Annotated in this window: 19 protein-coding genes; 11 read left to right on the top strand and 8 right to left on the bottom strand. The window is 67.3% G+C overall.

Going from position 1 to position 17,713, the window contains the following annotated elements:
• Positions 1–24: 24 nt before the first annotated feature.
• From D779_RS07835 to sctW, 7 genes are all read right to left on the bottom strand, one after another.
• Positions 25–531 (bottom strand): hypothetical protein, encoded by a 507-nt coding sequence (locus tag D779_RS07835; protein WP_043752115.1) that lies wholly within the window; start codon positions 529–531, stop codon positions 25–27.
• Positions 528–1,115 carry a hypothetical protein gene (locus D779_RS07830; RefSeq protein WP_081763401.1) on the bottom strand — a complete coding sequence of 196 codons (588 nt, stop codon included), beginning with the start codon at positions 1,113–1,115 and terminating at the stop codon, positions 528–530. The genes D779_RS07835 and D779_RS07830 overlap by 4 nt, the downstream gene beginning before the upstream one ends.
• Before the next feature lie 114 nt (positions 1,116–1,229).
• Positions 1,230–3,329, bottom strand: a complete 2,100-nt coding sequence (gene sctV / locus D779_RS07825) for a type III secretion system export apparatus subunit SctV (protein ID WP_043752110.1) — start codon at positions 3,327–3,329, stop codon at positions 1,230–1,232.
• The gene (gene sctY / locus D779_RS07820; RefSeq protein WP_052347946.1) at positions 3,330–3,680 is read right to left on the bottom strand and encodes a type III secretion apparatus assembly chaperone SctY; all 351 of its coding nucleotides are present in this window, start codon (positions 3,678–3,680) and stop codon (positions 3,330–3,332) included.
• Positions 3,681–3,701: 21 nt separating this feature from the next.
• Positions 3,702–4,082: a type III secretion apparatus assembly protein SctX gene (gene sctX / locus D779_RS07815; RefSeq protein ID WP_043752107.1), complete on the bottom strand. Its 381-nt coding sequence runs from the start codon at positions 4,080–4,082 to the stop codon at positions 3,702–3,704.
• A gap of 50 nt (positions 4,083–4,132) precedes the next feature.
• A complete protein-coding gene (locus D779_RS07810; protein WP_043752104.1) occupies positions 4,133–4,501 on the bottom strand; it encodes a CesT family type III secretion system chaperone in 369 nt (122 codons plus the stop codon).
• 1 nt (position 4,502) lies between these two features.
• The gene (sctW, locus tag D779_RS07805; protein ID WP_043752101.1) at positions 4,503–5,627 is read right to left on the bottom strand and encodes a type III secretion system gatekeeper subunit SctW; all 1,125 of its coding nucleotides are present in this window, start codon (positions 5,625–5,627) and stop codon (positions 4,503–4,505) included.
• Positions 5,628–5,759: 132 nt separating this feature from the next.
• Here sctW and sctN point away from each other — a divergent pair, with 132 nt between their 5' ends.
• From sctN to sctU, 9 genes are read left to right on the top strand one after another with little or no spacing between them, the layout of a single operon-like run.
• Complete coding sequence (gene sctN / locus D779_RS07800) at positions 5,760–7,103, top strand: type III secretion system ATPase SctN (protein WP_043752190.1); 1,344 nt, start codon at positions 5,760–5,762, stop codon at positions 7,101–7,103.
• Between the two features lie 24 nt (positions 7,104–7,127).
• The gene (sctO, locus tag D779_RS07795) at positions 7,128–7,616 is read left to right on the top strand and encodes a type III secretion system stalk subunit SctO (RefSeq protein WP_043752098.1); all 489 of its coding nucleotides are present in this window, start codon (positions 7,128–7,130) and stop codon (positions 7,614–7,616) included.
• The gene (locus tag D779_RS07790) at positions 7,616–8,857 is read left to right on the top strand and encodes a hypothetical protein (RefSeq protein WP_043752095.1); all 1,242 of its coding nucleotides are present in this window, start codon (positions 7,616–7,618) and stop codon (positions 8,855–8,857) included. The genes sctO and D779_RS07790 overlap by 1 nt, the downstream gene beginning before the upstream one ends.
• Positions 8,854–9,918: a type III secretion system cytoplasmic ring protein SctQ gene (gene sctQ / locus D779_RS07785; protein ID WP_043752092.1), complete on the top strand. Its 1,065-nt coding sequence runs from the start codon at positions 8,854–8,856 to the stop codon at positions 9,916–9,918. The genes D779_RS07790 and sctQ overlap by 4 nt, the downstream gene beginning before the upstream one ends.
• On the top strand, positions 9,915–10,565 hold the full coding sequence (gene sctR, locus D779_RS07780; protein WP_043752089.1) for a type III secretion system export apparatus subunit SctR: 651 nt from the start codon (positions 9,915–9,917) through the stop codon (positions 10,563–10,565). Before sctQ ends, sctR begins: the two co-directional genes overlap by 4 nt.
• Positions 10,566–10,577: 12 nt before the next feature.
• Positions 10,578–11,528, top strand: coding sequence for an alpha/beta fold hydrolase (locus D779_RS07775; protein ID WP_043752086.1), 951 nt, complete (start codon positions 10,578–10,580; stop codon positions 11,526–11,528).
• A gap of 3 nt (positions 11,529–11,531) precedes the next feature.
• Positions 11,532–11,813, top strand: coding sequence for a type III secretion system export apparatus subunit SctS (gene sctS / locus D779_RS07770; RefSeq protein WP_269747373.1), 282 nt, complete (start codon positions 11,532–11,534; stop codon positions 11,811–11,813).
• A gap of 25 nt (positions 11,814–11,838) precedes the next feature.
• Entirely contained in the window at positions 11,839–12,639 is an 801-nt protein-coding gene (sctT, locus tag D779_RS07765) for a type III secretion system export apparatus subunit SctT (RefSeq protein WP_157726350.1), read from the top strand.
• Positions 12,636–13,688, top strand: a complete 1,053-nt coding sequence (gene sctU, locus D779_RS07760; protein ID WP_043752083.1) for a type III secretion system export apparatus subunit SctU — start codon at positions 12,636–12,638, stop codon at positions 13,686–13,688. Before sctT ends, sctU begins: the two co-directional genes overlap by 4 nt.
• On the opposite strand, the gene D779_RS07755 is transcribed toward sctU, so the two are convergent.
• Positions 13,630–15,033 (bottom strand): MFS transporter, encoded by a 1,404-nt coding sequence (locus D779_RS07755; protein WP_052347945.1) that lies wholly within the window; start codon positions 15,031–15,033, stop codon positions 13,630–13,632. The two genes, sctU and D779_RS07755, sit on opposite strands and share 59 nt — an antisense overlap.
• A 408-nt stretch (positions 15,034–15,441) precedes the next feature.
• Here D779_RS07755 and D779_RS21030 point away from each other — a divergent pair, with 408 nt between their 5' ends.
• Entirely contained in the window at positions 15,442–16,428 is a 987-nt protein-coding gene (locus D779_RS21030; RefSeq protein ID WP_052347944.1) for a helix-turn-helix transcriptional regulator, read from the top strand.
• Between the two features lie 329 nt (positions 16,429–16,757).
• Positions 16,758–17,570, top strand: coding sequence for a class I SAM-dependent methyltransferase (locus D779_RS07745; protein WP_081763396.1), 813 nt, complete (start codon positions 16,758–16,760; stop codon positions 17,568–17,570).
• Positions 17,571–17,713 lie beyond the last annotated feature (143 nt).

The following is a 17,713-nucleotide window of genomic DNA, read 5'->3' as shown; positions in this document are numbered from 1 at the left end:
GATGGGCTCGGCATCGGGTCCGATTCAGACCCGCATCATATTGATGGGGGGCGTGCCGGCATCCTCGGTCCCGGCCATGCTCGCGCCCGTTTGCGGAGCCCCCTCGGATGACTGCAGCAGCTCCTGCCAGTAGGCGACCATTCGCAGCAGCAAGGTGATGAAGGCCGCGAAGTCGGAGAGACCGAGACCCTCGCCCGACAGATGATGGGTGACGCGGAACGCCTCGTCGTTCGGGTCGAGATCGAAGAGGATTCCGCGCTCGCCGATCACGGCCTGGGTCTTGAGGGCGAGGAGCGCCAGGGCACCGGCCCGCTCCGGCAGCGGGATCCCGATGCGCGAGCGCAGCCGATAGGTGTTGGCGTCGCGGTCGTGACGGATCTCCAGGGACGCGCCGTCGCTCAGATCGAAGCGGAGACAGAAGCCCTCGTCCATGTCCTGCGGACGATCCATGCCATCGGGAAGACTGGCCCCCGCCATGTCGAGCGCGGCGCAGGTCAGGAGGAAGGGGTCCTTTTCGAGCAGATCGATCATGTCGATGCTCCAGCGGTCGGGGGTGTTGAATGCGGGGCCGCGGACCGCCGAATCGGATGGCGGTCGCGTTCGGGCGATGGATGCGCGAGCGCTCCAGCCACGGAATCGAAGCGCTGCCGCAGCCGCTCCAGGCGGGCTCGAAGCCGCCCGACGTCCTGGCAGAGCCAGGGATGCCGGTCGTAGTCGATCCACTCGGCCCCCAGCAGATGACGGCACAGACGCACCATGCGGGCGTCGTCGAGCCCGCCCCGGTCGCGGTAGGGGCCGGTCGAGACATGGCAGAGGACGCGGCTCAGACCGAAGCGCGGCTCGACGCAGAGACGCAGGAACCAGAAGAGATCGGCGAAGGGATTGGCGAGCGAGGCGCGCCGCTCGCCGAGCCGGCGATAGAGGACGATGAGCAGCAACCCGGGCTCGGGGCGCCGGTAGACGATCTCGGCGTCGCGCAGACGCACGCGCGGGCCGATGTACATGGAGCCCGGACGATCGTCGAGATGATGGTCCGCGACAGGAAGATGCATGTCCCGCAGGACGTCCGCCAATGGATCGGTGGGCAGACCGGGAACAGACCCGGAAGACCGCATGACCGGCTTTCCTCTTGGAATCGAGAGTCGAAACTATAGCGCCCGGATTCGTCCGGGACATGGACATTTATCACAGAACGACCGCTGGCACCGGCCGCGCTCGCGCGGTACTTCTCACAAGAGGATGCGGTCGAGGGGCTGCACGCTGATCTCCTGGGTCAGCTCCTGATAGGACAGCACCGGCACCTCGTAGAGCTCCAACTCGATGAGCTTGCGCACATAGCGGCGAATGTCCATCGAGACCACGATCACCGGGCGCGAGCGTCCGGGACGCAGCTCGCCGATCGCCTGTTTGCAGCAGGCGACGAATCGCTGGGCGACGGCCGGGTCGAGCGCCAGGTAGCTGCCGGACGAGGTCTGACGGATGGAGCCGCGGATGGTCTCCTCCACCTCGGGACCGAGCAGATAGGCCGGCAGAACGTTCTGGCCGCTGCTGTACTTGTAGCTGATATAGCGCTTGAGACTGCCGCGGATGTACTCGCACAGCAGCACCGAGTCCTTCTCCTTCTGACCCCACTCCACCAGCGCCTCCAGGATGGCGCGCAGGTTGCGGATGGAGATCTCCTCCGAGACCAGGCGCTGGAAGATCTCGGTGATCTTCTGGATCGGCAGGACCCGCTGCACCTCCTTGACCAGCTCGCCGAATCCCGCCTCCATCTGCCCGAGCAGATAGCGCGTCTCCTGGATGCCGACGAAATCCGGGGCGTACTTCTTGAGCACGAAGGAGAGATGGAAGGTCAGGACGCGCGGCAGATCCAGGGTGGCGATGCCGGCCTTGGCGAGCGAATCGCGGTGACGCGCCTCGACCCAGAGGCTGTCGACCCCGGGCAGGAAGCGCTCGCCGCTCTCGGCGGCGATCCCGAGCATGCCCAACTGCGCGGCCTCTTCGCGGCACAGGACATACCCGGGCCGCAGCCAGCCGTGGGCCATCGGCGTCTCCTGGATGAGGATCTGATAGGCGCCGTCGGCGAGATTGGCGTTGTAGCGCAGATGGATCCCCGGAAAGGGCACCCCGAGGTCGAGATAGAGCGCGCGGCGCACCTCGATCAGGGCCTCGTTGAGCTCCTCGGCGCGCAGTACCCGCTCCAGCGAGGCATCGACGTCGATCATCAGCGGAACGGTCAGGGAGAACTCGTCCTCGACGCCGCCGGAGGGCCGCTTGGGCGCGGCCTTGGCGGGCCGACCGGCCGGCGCCATCGCCGGGATGGCGCCCGCACCGGCGGAGGCGGCCAGCTGCGCCTGGTTGACGCGGATCAGGGTCAGGCTCAGCGCGAGCAGGATCAGACCGAGCGGGACGAAGACCTGATAGGGAAAGCCCGGGATGGCCGCGAACAGGAACAGCAGACTGCCGGCGATCAGGAGCGCCTTGGGCTGGGCGAGCACCTGGGAGCCGATGTCCGAGCCGAGGTTGCTCGACTCGTCGGTGGAGACGCGGGTGACGATGATCCCGGCGGTGATCGAGATCAGCAGCCCCGGGATCTGCGAGACCAGCCCGTCGCCGATCGAGAGGATGGAATAGACCTGGACCGCCTCGCCCGCGGTCATCCCCTGCTGCAGCGAGCCGATGGCGATGCCGCCGATCAGGTTGACCGAGGTGATGATGAGCCCGGCGATGGCATCGCCCTTGACGAACTTCATGGCGCCGTCCATCGAGCCGTAGAGCTGGCTCTCCTTCTCCACCAGCCCGCGGCGGCGGCGGGCCTCGTCCATGTCGATCAGACCCGCGCGCATGTCCCCGTCGATGCTCATCTGCTTGCCCGGCATGGCATCGAGCGAGAAGCGCGCGCTGACCTCGGCGACCCGCTCCGCCCCCTTGGTGATGACGACGAACTGGACGATGGTGATGATGAGGAAGAGCACCGCGCCGACGACGAAATTGCTCCCGACCACGAAATCGCCGAAGGCGAAGATGATGTCGCCGGCATCGGCATTCAGCAGGATGAGGCGCGTCGTGCTGATGTTGAGCGCCAGACGGAACAGCGTGGTGATGAGCAGGATCGCCGGAAAGACCGAGAAGGACAGCGGCGAGGGGATGTAGACCGCCACCATCAGGAGGATGATGCCGGAGGTCATGTTGACCGCGATCAGGGCGTCGACCAGCAGCGTCGGCAGCGGGACGATCATCATGAAGAGGATCATCACCACCGAGACCGCCAGCAGCACGTCGCTGCGGCGGGTGACAGCACCGAGGATGGTCTGGGCCAGGGCGAGCATTCAGGCGCCGCTCAGTTCCAGATAGCGCCGCAGCCCATCCTGGGCCTCGGCGGCTCGGCCCAGTGCGCGCAGGGCCAGGGCACGCAGCAGCAGGACGGGCGCGTTGGCGGGCATGGCCGCGTCCAGTCCCAGCAGGGTGTCGGCCGCCACCAATGCCTCCTCGGCCTGCCCGGCGCGCAGACTGGCATAGCCGAGCGCGCGCCATACCCCGGCGTCCTCGGGCGCGAGCCGGGCCAGCGCCCGCAGCAGGATCAGCGCCTTGTCGATCTGCTCCTGCCCGAGATAGACGTCGGCGAGCAGGCGCAGCGCCTCGGTGCGCTCCGGGCTCCAGCTGGGATCCTCGCTCTGCATCGACACCTCGCTCGACCGGACTCAGGCCCGCAGCAGCAGGCCGCGATAGCTCGCCAGCAGATCGCGCAGCTCCATCTCGCGCTCCAGCAGCGTGGCGGCGGCGGTCAGCTGCGGATCCTGCTCACGCTCGGCCAGCTCCCGCAGCACCGGGACGCTGCCGCGCACGACCCCCTCGAACCGGGCCGGGGCGAGGAGCGCCGGATCGCTGACGCGGACGCCGGCGAAGCGCCTCAGTGTCTGGTCGAGCGTGGTCGTCTGAAAGAGCTCGCCGACCCAGTGCCGGATCTGCTCCCCGGTGAGCTGATTCTCGCGCTGCGCCGGCAGATTGGTCTCCGGGCCGTCGAGACGATCGATGTATTCGAGACCGACATCGGGGGCGAAACCGCCGATTCCACGCGCCATCCTCAACCTCCTCTTGGTCGCCCAATGGGTGCGCCCGAGCGGGGCGCCGACTATCCGGTCCGCTCGTGCAGACGGGTGAGCAGCTCGAGCGTCTGCTCCAGCACCGGCAGGGTCACCTCGGCCGCCGGCAGACGCGCCAGGAACAGCAGGTTCGATCCATCGCCCAACCCGACCTGAACGGCACAGGGCCAGTCGTGGCGATAATGACAGAGACGCAAGGCCCGGCAGAGACGTTCGCGCCCATTCTCGCGGTCGTCGAAGGGGCGGCTAAGAGACATGAGCAGCCCGTCCCCATGCGCCTCGAGATAGAGTGTGCCCCGCCGCTCGAAGGCGAAGACCGCCCGTCCGTCACGGTCCGCCCAGCGGAAATCCTCGAATCCCAACCCCTGCGCCAATTGGTCGAGCGCCGATCCGATCATCTCAGCCTTCTCCGTTCTCTTCACGCTCGATGGCGCCATCCAGTGCCTGCTGGACGACATCGAGCAGACGCTGGCGCTGGTCCCCGTCGGCATAGGCCTTGAGGGGGATGAGCCGGACCAGATTCTTGAGCTCGCGCAGAAAGCCGATCTCGGTCTCGATCTCCCGCACCCCCAGCTTGCCCGGCAGGGGGGCGATCAGCTCGGGACGCAGCCAGGTCTGTCCCTGCAGGGCCAGCAGCTCGGCGAGCAGGTCGGTCGCCTTGAAACCCTGTCCGAAGGCGCGGTAACGGCCGACGAGGTCCTCGCAGTCCTCCAGGAGACCGGTCAGGAGCTCCAGGCGGTAGAGATCGTTGAGCACCGAATTGAGCTTGGCGGGGTCGGTCGAGGTGCCGTCCGCGGCCAGGTCGGCGGAGAGCGCGCGCAGCAGGAACTGGATCGCGCGCGCCAGCTCGGGCTCTCCGTACCGCTCGATCAGAGCCTTCAGGGTCTGGCTCAGATCGGGGGCATCGAGCACGACGCTGCGGTAGGTCTCGCGCAGGGTCTGCAGCTCGGCGAGACGCGCCTCGGCGAAGTCCGCCGCCACCTCGGAGACATTGAGCGCGGCGCGGATGGCCGGTCCCTGCTCCTGCTCCAGCTCGCGCACGGCCTGCTCGGCCGCGGCGATCCGCTCGGCGGACGCACCCTCCTCTCTCAGGCGCTCGACCAGTGACAGCAGGGCGGCATACTGATGGCTGGGCTCGGGCAACTGGTCGCGAACCGCCAGACGCAGCTCCAGCGACTGGGCGTGACGCAGACGCAGCAGGATCATGAGGGTGCGCTCGAGCAGGCTCTTGTGCAGGTCGCCGAGCTTGTCCAGCACGCGCTGCACCCGGCCCGGATCCGGGGCCTCACCCTTCTTGGAGGCATCGCGCAGGGTCCGCCGGCCGAGGGGCTTCTCGTCATGCCCCTCGTGCTGGAGGGCCGGCTCCTCGCCGGCGATCTGCAAGGGCGATGGGGCGTCGTCGAGGAGCGCCACGCGCTCGCCGCGATAGGTCCCCTCGGATCGGCCGTCCGCCTCGAGCCGACCGCCCTCCCGCGAGGCCAGCCCGGCGAAGACGGGCGAGTCGGTATGAATCGGGCCTGGCATCGGAGACTGGATCCGTATCTCGGAATCGGCTGATCGGGCGAGTAGTATAATCGCCCGCAAGGAGACTTGTATCGGGGCCGTCGCCGTGACGCGCGGCCCTTCACTCTGTCGAGCGAGCGGAACCTGAGCGGAATGGGCGAAACGGGCGGTGCGGCGGGCTTCGGCTATATCGGCGACCTGCTCGCGCAATCGCTCGCCGAGGCGCGTCTGCTGGAGGTGCGCGGCCGGGTGACCCAGATCACGGGCACCATCATCAAGGCCGTGGTGCCGGGCGCGCGCATCGGCGAGCTCTGTCATCTGCGCAACCCAGGAGAGGGGCGCACGCTGGTCGCCGAGGTGGTCGGCTTCGCCGGCAAGGAGGCGCTGCTCACCCCCATGGGCGACCTCTATGGCGTCTCCTCCAACACCGAGGTCATCCCGACCGGGCGCATGCAGATGGTGCCGGTCGGACCGGGTCTCCTGGGGCGGGTGCTCGACGGCATGGGCGAGCCCCTGGACCTCGACTCCAGAGGGCCGCTGCAGGCCGAGACCCAGTATCCCGTCTATCAGGACGCGCCAGACCCGCTGAAGCGCCGCATCATCGATCGGCCGCTGGCGCTCGGCCTGCGGGTGCTCGACGGTCTCCTGACCTGCGGCGAGGGCCAGCGGCTGGGGATCTTCGCGGCGGCCGGCGGCGGCAAGAGCACCTTGCTGTCGATGCTGGTGCGCGGCGCCGACGTCGACGTCACGGTGCTCGCCCTGATCGGCGAGCGCGGACGCGAGGTGCGCGAATTCATCGAGCACGACCTGGGGCCGGAGGGTCTGGCCAAATCGGTGATCGTGGTCGCCACCTCGGACCGGCCCTCGATGGAGCGGGCGAAGGCGGCCTACGTGGCCACCGCGATCGCCGAGTATTTCCGCGACCAGGGCCAGCGCGTGCTGCTGCTGATGGACTCGGTGACGCGTTTCGCCCGCGCCCAGCGCGAGATCGGGCTCGCCGCCGGCGAGCCGCCGACCCGGCGCGGCTTTCCGCCCTCGGTATTCGCCACCCTGCCGCGTCTGATGGAGCGGGCGGGACAGTCCGACAAGGGCTTCATCACCGCACTCTACACGGTGCTGGTGGAGGGGGACGACATGACCGAGCCGGTGGCCGACGAAACGCGCTCGATCCTCGACGGTCACATCATCCTCTCGCGCAAGCTGGCGGCGGCCAATCACTACCCCGCCATCGACGTGCTGGCGAGCGTCAGCCGGGTGATGGGCAGCATCGTGACCCCGGAGCATCGCGCGGCGGCGGGGCGGCTGCGCGAGCTGATGGCCAAGTACGAGGAGGTCGAGCTGCTGGTCAAGATCGGCGAATACCAGCGCGGCAGCGACCCCCTGGCCGACGAGGCGCTCTCTCGGATCGATGCCATCCGCGCCTTCCTGCGTCAGCGCGGGGACGAGCGCCCCGGCTTCGAGTCGACGATCCAGGCGATGCAGCGCCTGGTCGGATAAGCGGCGATCGGATCAGGAGCGGACATGAGCGCGATCTACGGCGAACTGCTGCGCATCAAGCGCTATCGCGAGGAGATCGCCGCGCGGGCGCTGCGCCGCGAGCAGCTGAGCCACGACCAGCAGGCCCGCCGCGTCGAGCAGGCGCGCGGGGAGCTCCAGGCCCTTCGCGAACGGCGCCGGCACGAGGAGAGCCGACGCTTCGAGGAGATCCGTGGCCGCCCGGTCCCGATCGATGCGATCGAGGACATGAACCGATGGATCGCCCGGCTGCGCGAGGCCGAGATCCTGGGCGAGCAGCGGGTGCGCGATGAGGAGAAGCGTCTGAACGCCGCCCGCGAGGCGCTCGACCAGGCGCGCGAGCGCCACGCGGCGAGCGTGCGTGCCTGCGAAAAGTTCGACCAATTCGCCGCCGTCCAGCGCGCGATCGAGGACCGGGAGCGAATGATGAAGGACGAGCTGGAGCTCGAGGAAATCGCCAGCGCGGCCGATTCCATGCGTCAGAGGTGGTCTTGATGTCCGAATCACTGAAAGGGACGACCCTCGCCGGGTCCTCCACCAGGGCGAACGACGAATCGCCCATCGACCGGATCGAGCGTCCCGAGAACGCGGCCTCCGACATGGATCTCGAAGAGTCGGCGAGGCGTTTCGGCGACCTCCTGCACGCCAGGCCCCTCGCCGCCGATCCGGGCCCCTTCCGTCCGGCGCCGGAGCCCGGATCCGGGGGGCGGACCCATCCGGATTCACAGACGGGGCACGTCGACACCTCGCCCAAACCGACGGGTCTCCTGGGCGAGGATTCATTCGAAAGGCAATCGAACGGCCAGGAGCACCCGCACATCCCGGGAGGCCGGGATGCGACCGACCCCGAGCGGCCGCACCCCAGCACGCATCCTCACCCTGACCCGGGGCTCATCCATCGATCCGAGTTGATCGGGGCATGGGGTCGAGCCGACCGGACACAGGATTCACTCGAAAGGCGATCGGGCGGCTCGGAGCACCCGCGGGTTCCGGGAGACCGGGATGCGGTCGCCCCCGAGCGGGCGCACCCCGGCCCCTATCCTCACCCGGAAATCGAGCATCGATCCGAGGTGGCCGCGGCATGGGACCGAGCCGAGCGGGCACGCAACACCGCACCGGAGCACCGCCAGCCCGACACGCCAAGCCCGCATGACCTCCCCGTATCCGAGACGAAGACCGCCGACGGCGAGCGACACCTCCCGGACACGAGAAACGGCCGAGATCCGGAGCGGGCCCGCGATCCGGGCGGCGACACGCCGATGCCACTTCAGTCGTCCGGCGACCGAATCCTGCAAGCACTCGGGCAGCAGAGCGCCGCCAGCGCTCCCCCCGCGACGAACCCCGGCACCGACACCGGAGAGGCGCGTCTCGCACAGATCGAGCAGCTCGGCGAGCGCCTGGCCGAGCGCATTCTGGTGTCCGACCGGACCCAGCCGGGCGTGCCCGAGGTGCGCATCCAGTTGCGCGACTCCGTTCTGCAGGGTGGCGAGATCCGTCTGCGCCACGACCGGGGCGAGATCCTGGTGAGCCTCCAGGTCGCCACCCCCGAGCTGGCGCAACAGCTGTCCCGCCAAGGCGAACAGTTGCAGCAGACACTGACGAGCCGGCTGGAGACCCTGGTCCGGGTCGAGATCCAGGTAGCTCCGGGCCAGCCGGGCAATGACGCCAGCCCGGGCAACGGCCGCTCCCGCAATCGCCAGGATCCCTGGGCGCGCCTCGAGCAGGATCCGGAGTGAGCGGACCGGACGAGGACTCCCGGACGCCGCGGATCCGGCCGGTCGAGCTGACCCGGCTGACGGCGGACCAGGCCGGGCTGGGGCGCGCGCTGGCACGGCGGCAACCACGGCTCTCGCTCTCCTTGCCGGACGGGACGCTGGAGCTACATCTTGCCGCCACGAGCGGCGTCCCGGCGGGGAACGACCATCCCGCGCTCTGGCTGGACGGCGAGAGCGGCCGCTATCGGCTCGGGATCGACCCCGGGGTGCTGCGCGTCTGGCTGACGCCCTGGATCGGGGATCGGGGTCTCGACGCGCTGCCGGCCGCCTTGGCCCAGGCGGCTCGACAAGCCGCGCTGTCGCCGCTGCTCGACGCGCTCGAATCGCTGCTCGCGACGCGCCTGACACCCTCAGCCCCCGGGTCCATGCCGTCCCCGGCCCCGACGGAACTCGGCCTCTGGCGGCTGGACGCCACGGACGCCCCTCCACTCGCCCGCCTCTGGCTCGACCGGGCCGCGAGCGTCCGCCTGGCACCACTGCTCGAACGCATCGAGGCGCCCGGATCCGATCCCGAGCGTTGGCCGACCCTATCGGTCGAGCTGACCCCATGGCTCGGCCGCTGCCGTCTCACCGCGACCGAATGGCGGACGCTCGAGGTCGGCGACGTCCTGCTGATCGCGGCCGAAGTCGACCCCGAGGCCATCCCATTGCATTTGCGCCAGCAAAGGCGCACGCTTGCCGCCGCGAGACTTTCCGGCCAACGTCTGATCGTCGATTCTGCGGTGTCGCCACCCATGTCCGATTCCACGTCCCCCAATCCCGAGGCCATTCCGGTCCCCGCCACGCTCGATCCGGACGACCTGGAGGTCGAGGTCGAGTTCGAGCTGGGCGCACTGCGCCTGCCCCTGAGCGAACTGCACGCCATCCGGCCGGGCTACTGCTTCGAGCTCCCCGAGCTCGATCGGCCGCGTGTCCGGCTGGTCGTCTCCGACCGGCTCATCGGCTACGGCGAACTGGTCATGGTCGAGGAGCATCTGGGCGTCCTGGTGTCTCGGCTGATCGAATCCCCGGCCACGAAGTGACGGGCGCGCTCGATCCGACCCTGCTGATCCTGACCCTGGTCGTCCTGGGTCTCGTGCCCTTCATCGCGGTCATCGCGACCTCCTTCGTCAAGATCGTGGTCGTCATGATGCTGCTGCGCAACGCGCTCGGCATCCAGCAGATCCCGCCCACCATGACCCTGCACGGGCTGGCGATCGTGCTCTCGCTCTACATCATGGCCCCGGTGGGATTCGCGGCCTTCGACGCCCTGGCCGAGCACGACCTCTCGACCCTGAGCACCGAGCATCTGGCCACGGCGCTCGGCGAGGCATCCGAGCCCTTCCGCGACTTCCTGAGCCGGCACGTAGCCCCCCGGCATCAGGCATTCTTCCTGGAAACGGCACGGCAGCTATGGCCGCCCGAGGCCGTCGAGCATCTCGACCGCCAGCATTTCCTGGTGCTGATCCCGGCCTTCACCGTGAGCGAGCTGACCACGGCCTTCGAGGTCGGGTTCCTGCTCTACCTGCCCTTCGTGGCCATCGATCTCATCGTGTCCAACATCCTCCTGGCGATGGGGATGATGATGGTCTCGCCCATGACCATCTCGCTGCCCTTCAAGCTCCTGCTGTTCGTGATGGTGGATGGCTGGACGCGGCTGATCCAGGGACTGGTCCTGAGCTATGCGTGAGGAGAGGTTCACATGCTGAAGACATCCATGGCGTTCGGGTTGAGCATCCTTCTGCTGCTGACCGGCCCGACCCGTGCCGGGGATTCGACGGCGACCGAGGCCGCCCCCGGCGAGCGAGGCTGCGCACTCGAGTCGGCGGTCGTCCAGATCGGCGACGGCGCGATCCACTACGATCGCGCCGGCACGGGACCGGCCGTCTTCCTGCTCCACGGTCTCTTCGCCCAAAAGGAGCAATGGCGGGGCGTCCTCTGCCGTCTGGCGTCCGCCGGACTCACCGCCATCGCGCCGGATCTGCCGGGATACGGACAGAGCCGGGGATTCCCCATCGGCGACTACGACCTGAAACGCCAGGCCGAACTGTTCGGGCGGTTCGCCGAGGCGATCGAGACCGGACGCTTCGATCTGGCCGGCAACTCCATGGGTGGCGCCATCGCCGCGCTCTTCACCCTGAGCCATCCGGACAGGGTGCGCCGCCTGGCGTTCGTCGGACCTCCCCTGGGCATGGAACCCTGGGGTCCAGAGCTCCGTCATGACATCCTCCAGGGGTTCAATCCATTCATCCCGACGACGGCGGCCGAGTTCGATCGCGAGCTCGAACTGCTGTTCGCGCATCCGCCAAGCGTCCCGGACGATGTGCGCGATGGGCTCGTCGACGACTATGTGGCGCGGAACGGGCACTACCGTCAGGTGTGGGACATCGTCAGCCTCTTCGACAGCGTCCTTGCCGGCGACGAGGGGAATCCACTACCCATCGACCGGCCGGTGCTGATCCTCTGGGGCGCCTCCGACGCCATCTATCCCGTGGCGGGCGCCGAACCGCTCCAGGCGCGTCTGCGCCACAGCCGGCTGGTCGTGCTGCCGGACACTGGGCATCTGCCCATGCTCGAAGGCACGGAGGAAACGGTCCGGGAACTGGAGTCTTTCCTGCTCGCGCCGGATACCGGCGAGCCACTCTCCGAGTGAGGCATGACGGCCATGCTGGAAGCCCATGTCATCAACCTCGCGGCCAAGGCGCTCCTGCTGGTCTTCTATCTCTCGCTGCCGCCGATCCTCGCCGCCGCCATCGTCGGCACCCTGGTCAGCCTCTTTCAGGCACTCACCCAGATCCAGGAGCAGACGCTCTCCTTCGCCATCAAGCTGTTCGTGGTCATCGTGACCATCTTCATGAGCGCGCGCTGGCTGGGCGGCGAACTGGTGGACTACACGCTCGGCATCTTCGACCAGATCGCGACCATGGGCGCACACTGATGCGGCGTCCAGCGATCGGCCGATCTTGAGGCTCGCCAGGGTGGATGCGTTCGAGGATTGGCGCCGAATTCTGATCGCACTGGTCTTCGTGCTGCCGCGGATGCTGGTCGCCTTCGCCCTGCTGCCGGTCTTCACCCGCCAATCCCTGCCGGGCATGACGCGCAACGGGGTCGCGGTCAGTCTCTCGCTGGTGATCCTGCCGATGGTGATGGTCGATGCCCCGGCCGAACCGCCGGACTGGCTGGATGGGCTGGCGATCCTCGCCAAGGAGGCGTTCATCGGTCTCTTGATCGGATTCGGCGCGGCGATTCCATTCTGGGTGATCGCATCGGCCGGCTTCTTCATCGACAACCAGCGCGGGACGACCATGGCCAGCTCCATCGATCCCATGACCGGGGATCAGAGCTCGCCGCTCGGCGTCTTCATGAGCCAGGTGCTGGCGGTGCTCTTCTTCGTCGGCGGGGGCATCACGGTCTTCCTCGCCGCGCTCTACGAGAGCTATCGACTCTGGCCGGTGTTTTCGTTCTTCCCGCGCATCGACCCCGCCGCGATCCCCTGGCTGCTCCGGTTGCTCGACCACTTCATGGCCCTGACGGTGCTGCTCGCCGCCCCGGTCATCATCGCCATGTTCCTGGCCGAGTTCGCGCTCGGTCTCGTCAGCCGCTTCGCCCCGCAGATGAACGTCTTCTCCCTGGCCATGCCGATCAAGAGCGCGGTCGGCATGCTGATCCTGGTGATCTATCTGGGCACCCTGTTCGGTTTCATGGACGACGAACTGCTCGCCATCGGCAGACATTTCGCGTTGCTCGAGGATCTGTTCCGGTGACCGGCGAGAAGACCGAGAAACCCACCGCGAAGAAACTGCGGGACGCCCGCAAGAAGGGCCAGGTCTCGTCCAGCAAGGACGTCGTCTCGGCCGCCCTGATGATCCTGATGTTCGCGCTCCTGTGGGGCGTTGGCGGCTTCTACCTGGACCGGTTCCAGACCCTGATCCTGCTGCCGACCACCTACACGGATGCCGGCCTGCCCTTCTACCACGCGCTGGAGCAGACCTTCGATGGGCTCATCGTCCTGTTCTTCCAGCTGATCGCGCCGCCCCTGCTGCTGGCCGTGGTGGTGGCGGTCATGGCGCATCTGGGCCAGTTCGGATTCCTGCTCGCCTTCGAGTCGCTGAAGCCCGACCTCGGCAAACTCAATCCCGCCCAGGGGATCAAGAAGATCTTCTCGCTCAAGAATCTGATCGAGCTGCTGAAGTCGCTCCTCAAGATCGCCCTGCTGACGATCCTCTTCTACCAGATGATCCGGCACAACCTTGCCGATCTGGTCAAGCTGCCGGCATGCGGGATCGGCTGCGTGCCGCGTCTGCTGGGACACCTGATGCTGGATCTGATGATCTATGCCGGCCTGGGCTTCGTCATCGTCGCCGCCGCCGACTTCGCCTTCCAGCGTTTCCAGTTCACCAAGGAGATGCGCATGTCCAAGCAAGAGGTCAAACAGGAGTACAAGGAAATGGAGGGCGATCCGCGCATCAAGGGCAAGCGCCGCCATCTGCACCAGGAGCTGATGATGCAGAACACGGTCAATGCCGTGAAGCGCTCGACGGTGGTGGTGACCAACCCGACGCGCATCGCCATCGCCCTCGAATACCGCGAGGGCGAGACACCCTTGCCGGTGGTGCGCGCCAAGGGCGAGAACCTGATGGCCCAGCGCATCATCGAGATCGCGCGTCAGGAAGGCATCCCGGTCATGGAGAACGTCCCACTCGCCCGCGCGCTCCACGAACAGTCGAAGGTGGACCAGTACATCCCGAGCGACCTCATCGCGGCGGTCGCGGAGGTTCTGCGCTGGGTTGCACAGCTGGAAGGTCCGTGCTGACGTCGGGCAAGCTCAGCGCATAGAAGGCCGCCATCAGCGACAGCAGCCCGAGCATCAGGATGGTCGCCGCGCTCCCGAGCCAGTCGCCGATCAGCCCGATCAGACCTCCCGCCAGCATCAGGACCCCGATCAGTGTATTGGAGACGGCCACGTATGCGGCGCGGTTCTCGCCCGTCGACATGTCGACGAGATACAGTTTGCGCCCGAGCCGCACGCCGCCGTGCATGACGTTGAGGACGAGGAAGATCGCCGCGAGTCCGAGCTCGCTGGTCGCCAGGGTCCAGCCGAATGCCGCCGCGGCGAAGGTGAAGAGACCGAGCAGGCCGGCGCCCGCCGCGGCACCGGCCATGACCACACGGCTCGTGCGATCCCCGAGATAGCCCCAGAAGGGAGAGGACAGACTCGCGGCCAGCCCGTTGGCGACGATCAGACCCCCGAGCCCCAGCAGCCCGGCGTCGGCCTCCTGCTGCGCGAAGAGCACGTAGAAGGGCGAAGCGAGCGCCACCGACAGCAGCAGACTCCTGGCGATCATGAAGCGCCGGAACGGGAGATCGTCACGGACGAGCCTCAGCTGCACGAGGGCCAGGGCGAGCGCATTCCCGCCCCCTTCCGTCGCGCCCGGCTGCTCGCGGATCGTGGCGAACAGCAGCGCGGCCAGGATCCACATCAGACCTGCGGCGGCCAGCAGACCGGCGAAGACGCGCAGACCGCCCCCTTGGAGATCCATGGTGCCGAGCCCGAGACCGATCCCGAGCACCGCGAGACCGGCCAGACTCGCGCTCCAGCCCATGAGCGCGCCTCGGCGGCTCTTGGACACCGTCTTGCCGAGCACGTCCTTGGCGGACACCGAGCAGAGACCGCGCGACAGGCTGAAGACCGCCAGCATCAGCAGGATCCCAGCCCCCGCCGCGATGCCGTCGAGCGTCATGGCGACGAAGGCCATGCCGAAGAGACTCAGGGCCGACAACAGGGCGCCCAGCAGCCAGACGCCCTTGCGAACGGCCAGGCGCCGCACCGAGGCGGCCACGGCCAGCTGCGGCACCAGCACCCCGGCCTCGCGAATCGGCACCAGCAATGCGGTGAAGGTCGCCGGCACGCCCAAGGCACCGAAGAGCCAGGGGATCACGAGCTTGGCGCTGGCGATCTCGTCCGCGACCTTGGAGAACAGGTTGGCTCCCAGGTAGGCGAAGAAATTGTGCGGCTGGTCGTTGCAGGCATTCTCGGGGATATCCTTGCAGACCCGCGCATCCTCATCTCCGGTGATACGGTTGTAGAGCGCTTCGATCGCCTGGCTCGTGGGCAGGGTGTCTCGGCTGGGTGAATGGGATTCGACAGCTGGATTCATTCGATCGTACCGGTCTCGTTCGCGCACATCGGCCGAAGACAGAGGTACCTCGGCCCGCGATGGACACGGACCCGACCTATGGGGACCTTCGGGATGCTTTCTGAGAGGAAGCGCCGCCATCCATGCAGGACGGCATCGCCTGATGGCCCTATGAATTATGCCACTATTCGGATGGATCCGGCCGGCCGACAACCGGCGCGCGGACATCTCGATCAGGAACGTGGTTCGGCACCGGCCCATCGGAAGTGCGGACTGGAAAATCGGATGAGCGAGCAAAAATTGTTCGTTCAAACAAGAGGCTGCAAAAAACCAAGAAGGAAGGATGACAAGCGGCGGGATCATTACAGATAATGATTCTTATTTGCTTAAATTCTACGCACCAAATCGATGGAAAACACGGCGGCCTCAATGCTGGATCAATACAGGGCATCCTTCCTGGAAGACGCGCTCTTCCGCTCCGAGGGTCCGCCGGACGGCCAGGCGGGACTGCAGCGCCACATGCTGCTGAAGGTCGTCGACGGCAAGGGCTACATGGAGCACCTGCTCTTCTCGAACGGACTTCTCGCCGGGCGCGGCGACTACCGGCTCGGCCGCGGGCATTCGGCGACCTATCGGGGGATGGAAACCTTCTTCGGGGCCAGCCTGATGCTCGGAGGATCCTTCGATCTCGAGATCCCGGATCTCGGCTTCCGTGAACGGATCTCCGGGAGTCAGACCTGGATTCGATCCGGACACATCGGTTCCTTGCACTATGCCCAGCCGGCCGATCAGCACTGCTGCGGGGTCTCGATCGATGTCCCCGCCGCACTGCTGGAGGGCTGGCGCGAGGAGGCGCCGAAGGCGCTCAATCCGGGTATTCGCGCGGCGCTAACGCACTCGGCTCCCCTGCTCCGTCCCTTGCCCGGGACGCACCGGGCGTTGCGTGCAATCGGCAGGCGGATGCTGCAGGTCGACACCTCCAGCCTCTGCGGACGCCTTCAATTCGAATCCTTGGCACTGGATATGCTGGCCGCATTGCTTCGGGTCGAGGACGGCGCCTCGGCCGATCTCACCCCGGCCGAGCGGCGCGAGCGCCGGCTGCGCGTCGCGCTCGACGAGGCCCGCGACATCCTCGACGCCGAATGGGCCTCGCCGCCGACGATCACCGAGCTCGGACGCCGCGTCGGACTCAACGAGTGCTACCTCAAGGCCGGCTTCCGCGATCGCTTCGGGACCACGATCGGCGCCTATTCGCGCCAGCGGCGCCTAGAGCAGGCGCGCCGGCTCATCGAGCGCGAGGGGCACGGCGTGCAGGAGGCCGCCTTCGCGGTCGGCTTCACCAACCTCGGCTGGTTCGCGTCCAACTTCCGTTCCCAGTTCGGCTGCCTGCCGTCCCACCTCGTCCGAAGCGCCTGATTCCAGGTTCGGAATCGGAACCGCATAGACGCGAAATACGCAAAGGACACGAATGCTTGCCTTGCGTTCCCGGCTCGCTTTCCGGGAAGGCATGCGTTCCCTGGCGATCGATCGAAAACCTTCGCGCGCTTTGCGTCCTTTGCGGTTCAGCAGCTCCGATCCGAGTCCGGCCGATGCCGACTTTTCCCGATCCGAGCGATCATTTTCCCGTTCCGAGCAGGGCCGGCTACCGCAGATAAGAATAATGAGCATCTGCATCGAGTGATCGGCTCCTTCATGGACCGAGCACTCCAGTCGACCGCTTGAACCATTGGATGACGAGCCCTGCGATGAGCGAACTGACCGGCATTCCCGAAACCATGCTCTGGACCCTGCACAACCGCGGGAGCGAGGCCGTACGCCCCGACGGATTCATCCGCGATCAGGAGGCGGCGCGCATCTACGCGAGCATCGACTACGACTACGAGCGCAGCTTCGGGCGCCCGGACGGATCGCACGCGACCCGCTCGGTCATGTTCGACGAGGTCGTCGGCGACTGGATGAAGCGTCATCCCGGCGGCACCGTCGTCGAGCTCGGCTGCGGTCTGGAGACCCAGTTCCAGCGCATCGACGACGGTCGGGTGCGCTGGCTGTGCGTCGATGTGCCAGAGGCCATCGCGGTGCGCGAGCGCTTCCTCTCACCCAACGAGCGCTGCCGTTTCGTCCCCAGGAGCGCGCTCGATCTCTCCTGGATGGACGCGGTCGAGACCAGCGGACCGGTCTTCGTCACGGCCCAGGGACTCCTGATGTACTTCGAGGAAGCCGAGGTGAGGCACCTCCTGACCGCGATCCTGGACCGTTTCCCCGACGTCGAGCTGATGTTCGACGTCATCCCGCCCTGGTTTTCGCGCAAGACCCTGTCCGGGCTCCAGAAAACCCGGCACTACCGGGCTCCCGAGATGCCCTGGGGCGTCGGCCACAGCGACCTGGAGCCACTGCTGCGGTCATGGAGCCCTCGTATCGGATGCGTCCGGATGATGCCCTATCGGCGATTCCGCATCTTCCCCTGGTCGCTGGTCCCGCTGCTGGCCCGAATCCCGGGGCTGCGCGAGATCATGCCCTGGATCGCCCATGTCGCCGCCTTGGATACCGAGCACGGCTGAAACGCTCTTCACCATCCAGTCGCACGTTCGCACCGGACACCCACCCAGTGTCCGGCGGGCGGTGCGTGCCCTGTTTCAGCATTCGTGGGGAATTTCGCTCATGCAAGAATCGAATCATAGATGGCTCTCTATCAGCCTGATCG

Origin of the sequence: Imhoffiella purpurea, assembly GCF_000585215.1 — a bacterium.
Taxonomy (GTDB): domain Bacteria; phylum Pseudomonadota; class Gammaproteobacteria; order Chromatiales; family Chromatiaceae; genus Imhoffiella; species Imhoffiella purpurea.
This window is presented reverse-complemented; position numbering and strand designations above follow the sequence as displayed.

Excerpts from the sequence above, each read along its gene's own strand:
- D779_RS07835 (WP_043752115.1), bottom strand. The coding sequence starts at position 531 with ATGATCGATCTGCTCGAAAAGGACCCCTTCCTCCTGACCTGCGCCGCG.
- D779_RS07830 (WP_081763401.1), bottom strand. The coding sequence starts at position 1,115 with ATGCGGTCTTCCGGGTCTGTTCCCGGTCTGCCCACCGATCCATTGGCG.
- sctV (WP_043752110.1), bottom strand. The coding sequence starts at position 3,329 with ATGCTCGCCCTGGCCCAGACCATCCTCGGTGCTGTCACCCGCCGCAGC.
- sctY (WP_052347946.1), bottom strand. The coding sequence starts at position 3,680 with ATGCAGAGCGAGGATCCCAGCTGGAGCCCGGAGCGCACCGAGGCGCTG.
- sctX (WP_043752107.1), bottom strand. The coding sequence starts at position 4,082 with ATGGCGCGTGGAATCGGCGGTTTCGCCCCCGATGTCGGTCTCGAATAC.
- D779_RS07810 (WP_043752104.1), bottom strand. The coding sequence starts at position 4,501 with ATGATCGGATCGGCGCTCGACCAATTGGCGCAGGGGTTGGGATTCGAG.
- sctW (WP_043752101.1), bottom strand. The coding sequence starts at position 5,627 with ATGCCAGGCCCGATTCATACCGACTCGCCCGTCTTCGCCGGGCTGGCC.
- sctN (WP_043752190.1), top strand. The coding sequence starts at position 5,760 with ATGGGCGAAACGGGCGGTGCGGCGGGCTTCGGCTATATCGGCGACCTG.
- sctO (WP_043752098.1), top strand. The coding sequence starts at position 7,128 with ATGAGCGCGATCTACGGCGAACTGCTGCGCATCAAGCGCTATCGCGAG.
- D779_RS07790 (WP_043752095.1), top strand. The coding sequence starts at position 7,616 with ATGTCCGAATCACTGAAAGGGACGACCCTCGCCGGGTCCTCCACCAGG.
- D779_RS07775 (WP_043752086.1), top strand. The coding sequence starts at position 10,578 with ATGCTGAAGACATCCATGGCGTTCGGGTTGAGCATCCTTCTGCTGCTG.
- sctS (WP_269747373.1), top strand. The coding sequence starts at position 11,532 with ATGACGGCCATGCTGGAAGCCCATGTCATCAACCTCGCGGCCAAGGCG.
- D779_RS07755 (WP_052347945.1), bottom strand. The coding sequence starts at position 15,033 with ATGAATCCAGCTGTCGAATCCCATTCACCCAGCCGAGACACCCTGCCC.
- D779_RS21030 (WP_052347944.1), top strand. The coding sequence starts at position 15,442 with ATGCTGGATCAATACAGGGCATCCTTCCTGGAAGACGCGCTCTTCCGC.
- D779_RS07745 (WP_081763396.1), top strand. The coding sequence starts at position 16,758 with ATGAGCGAACTGACCGGCATTCCCGAAACCATGCTCTGGACCCTGCAC.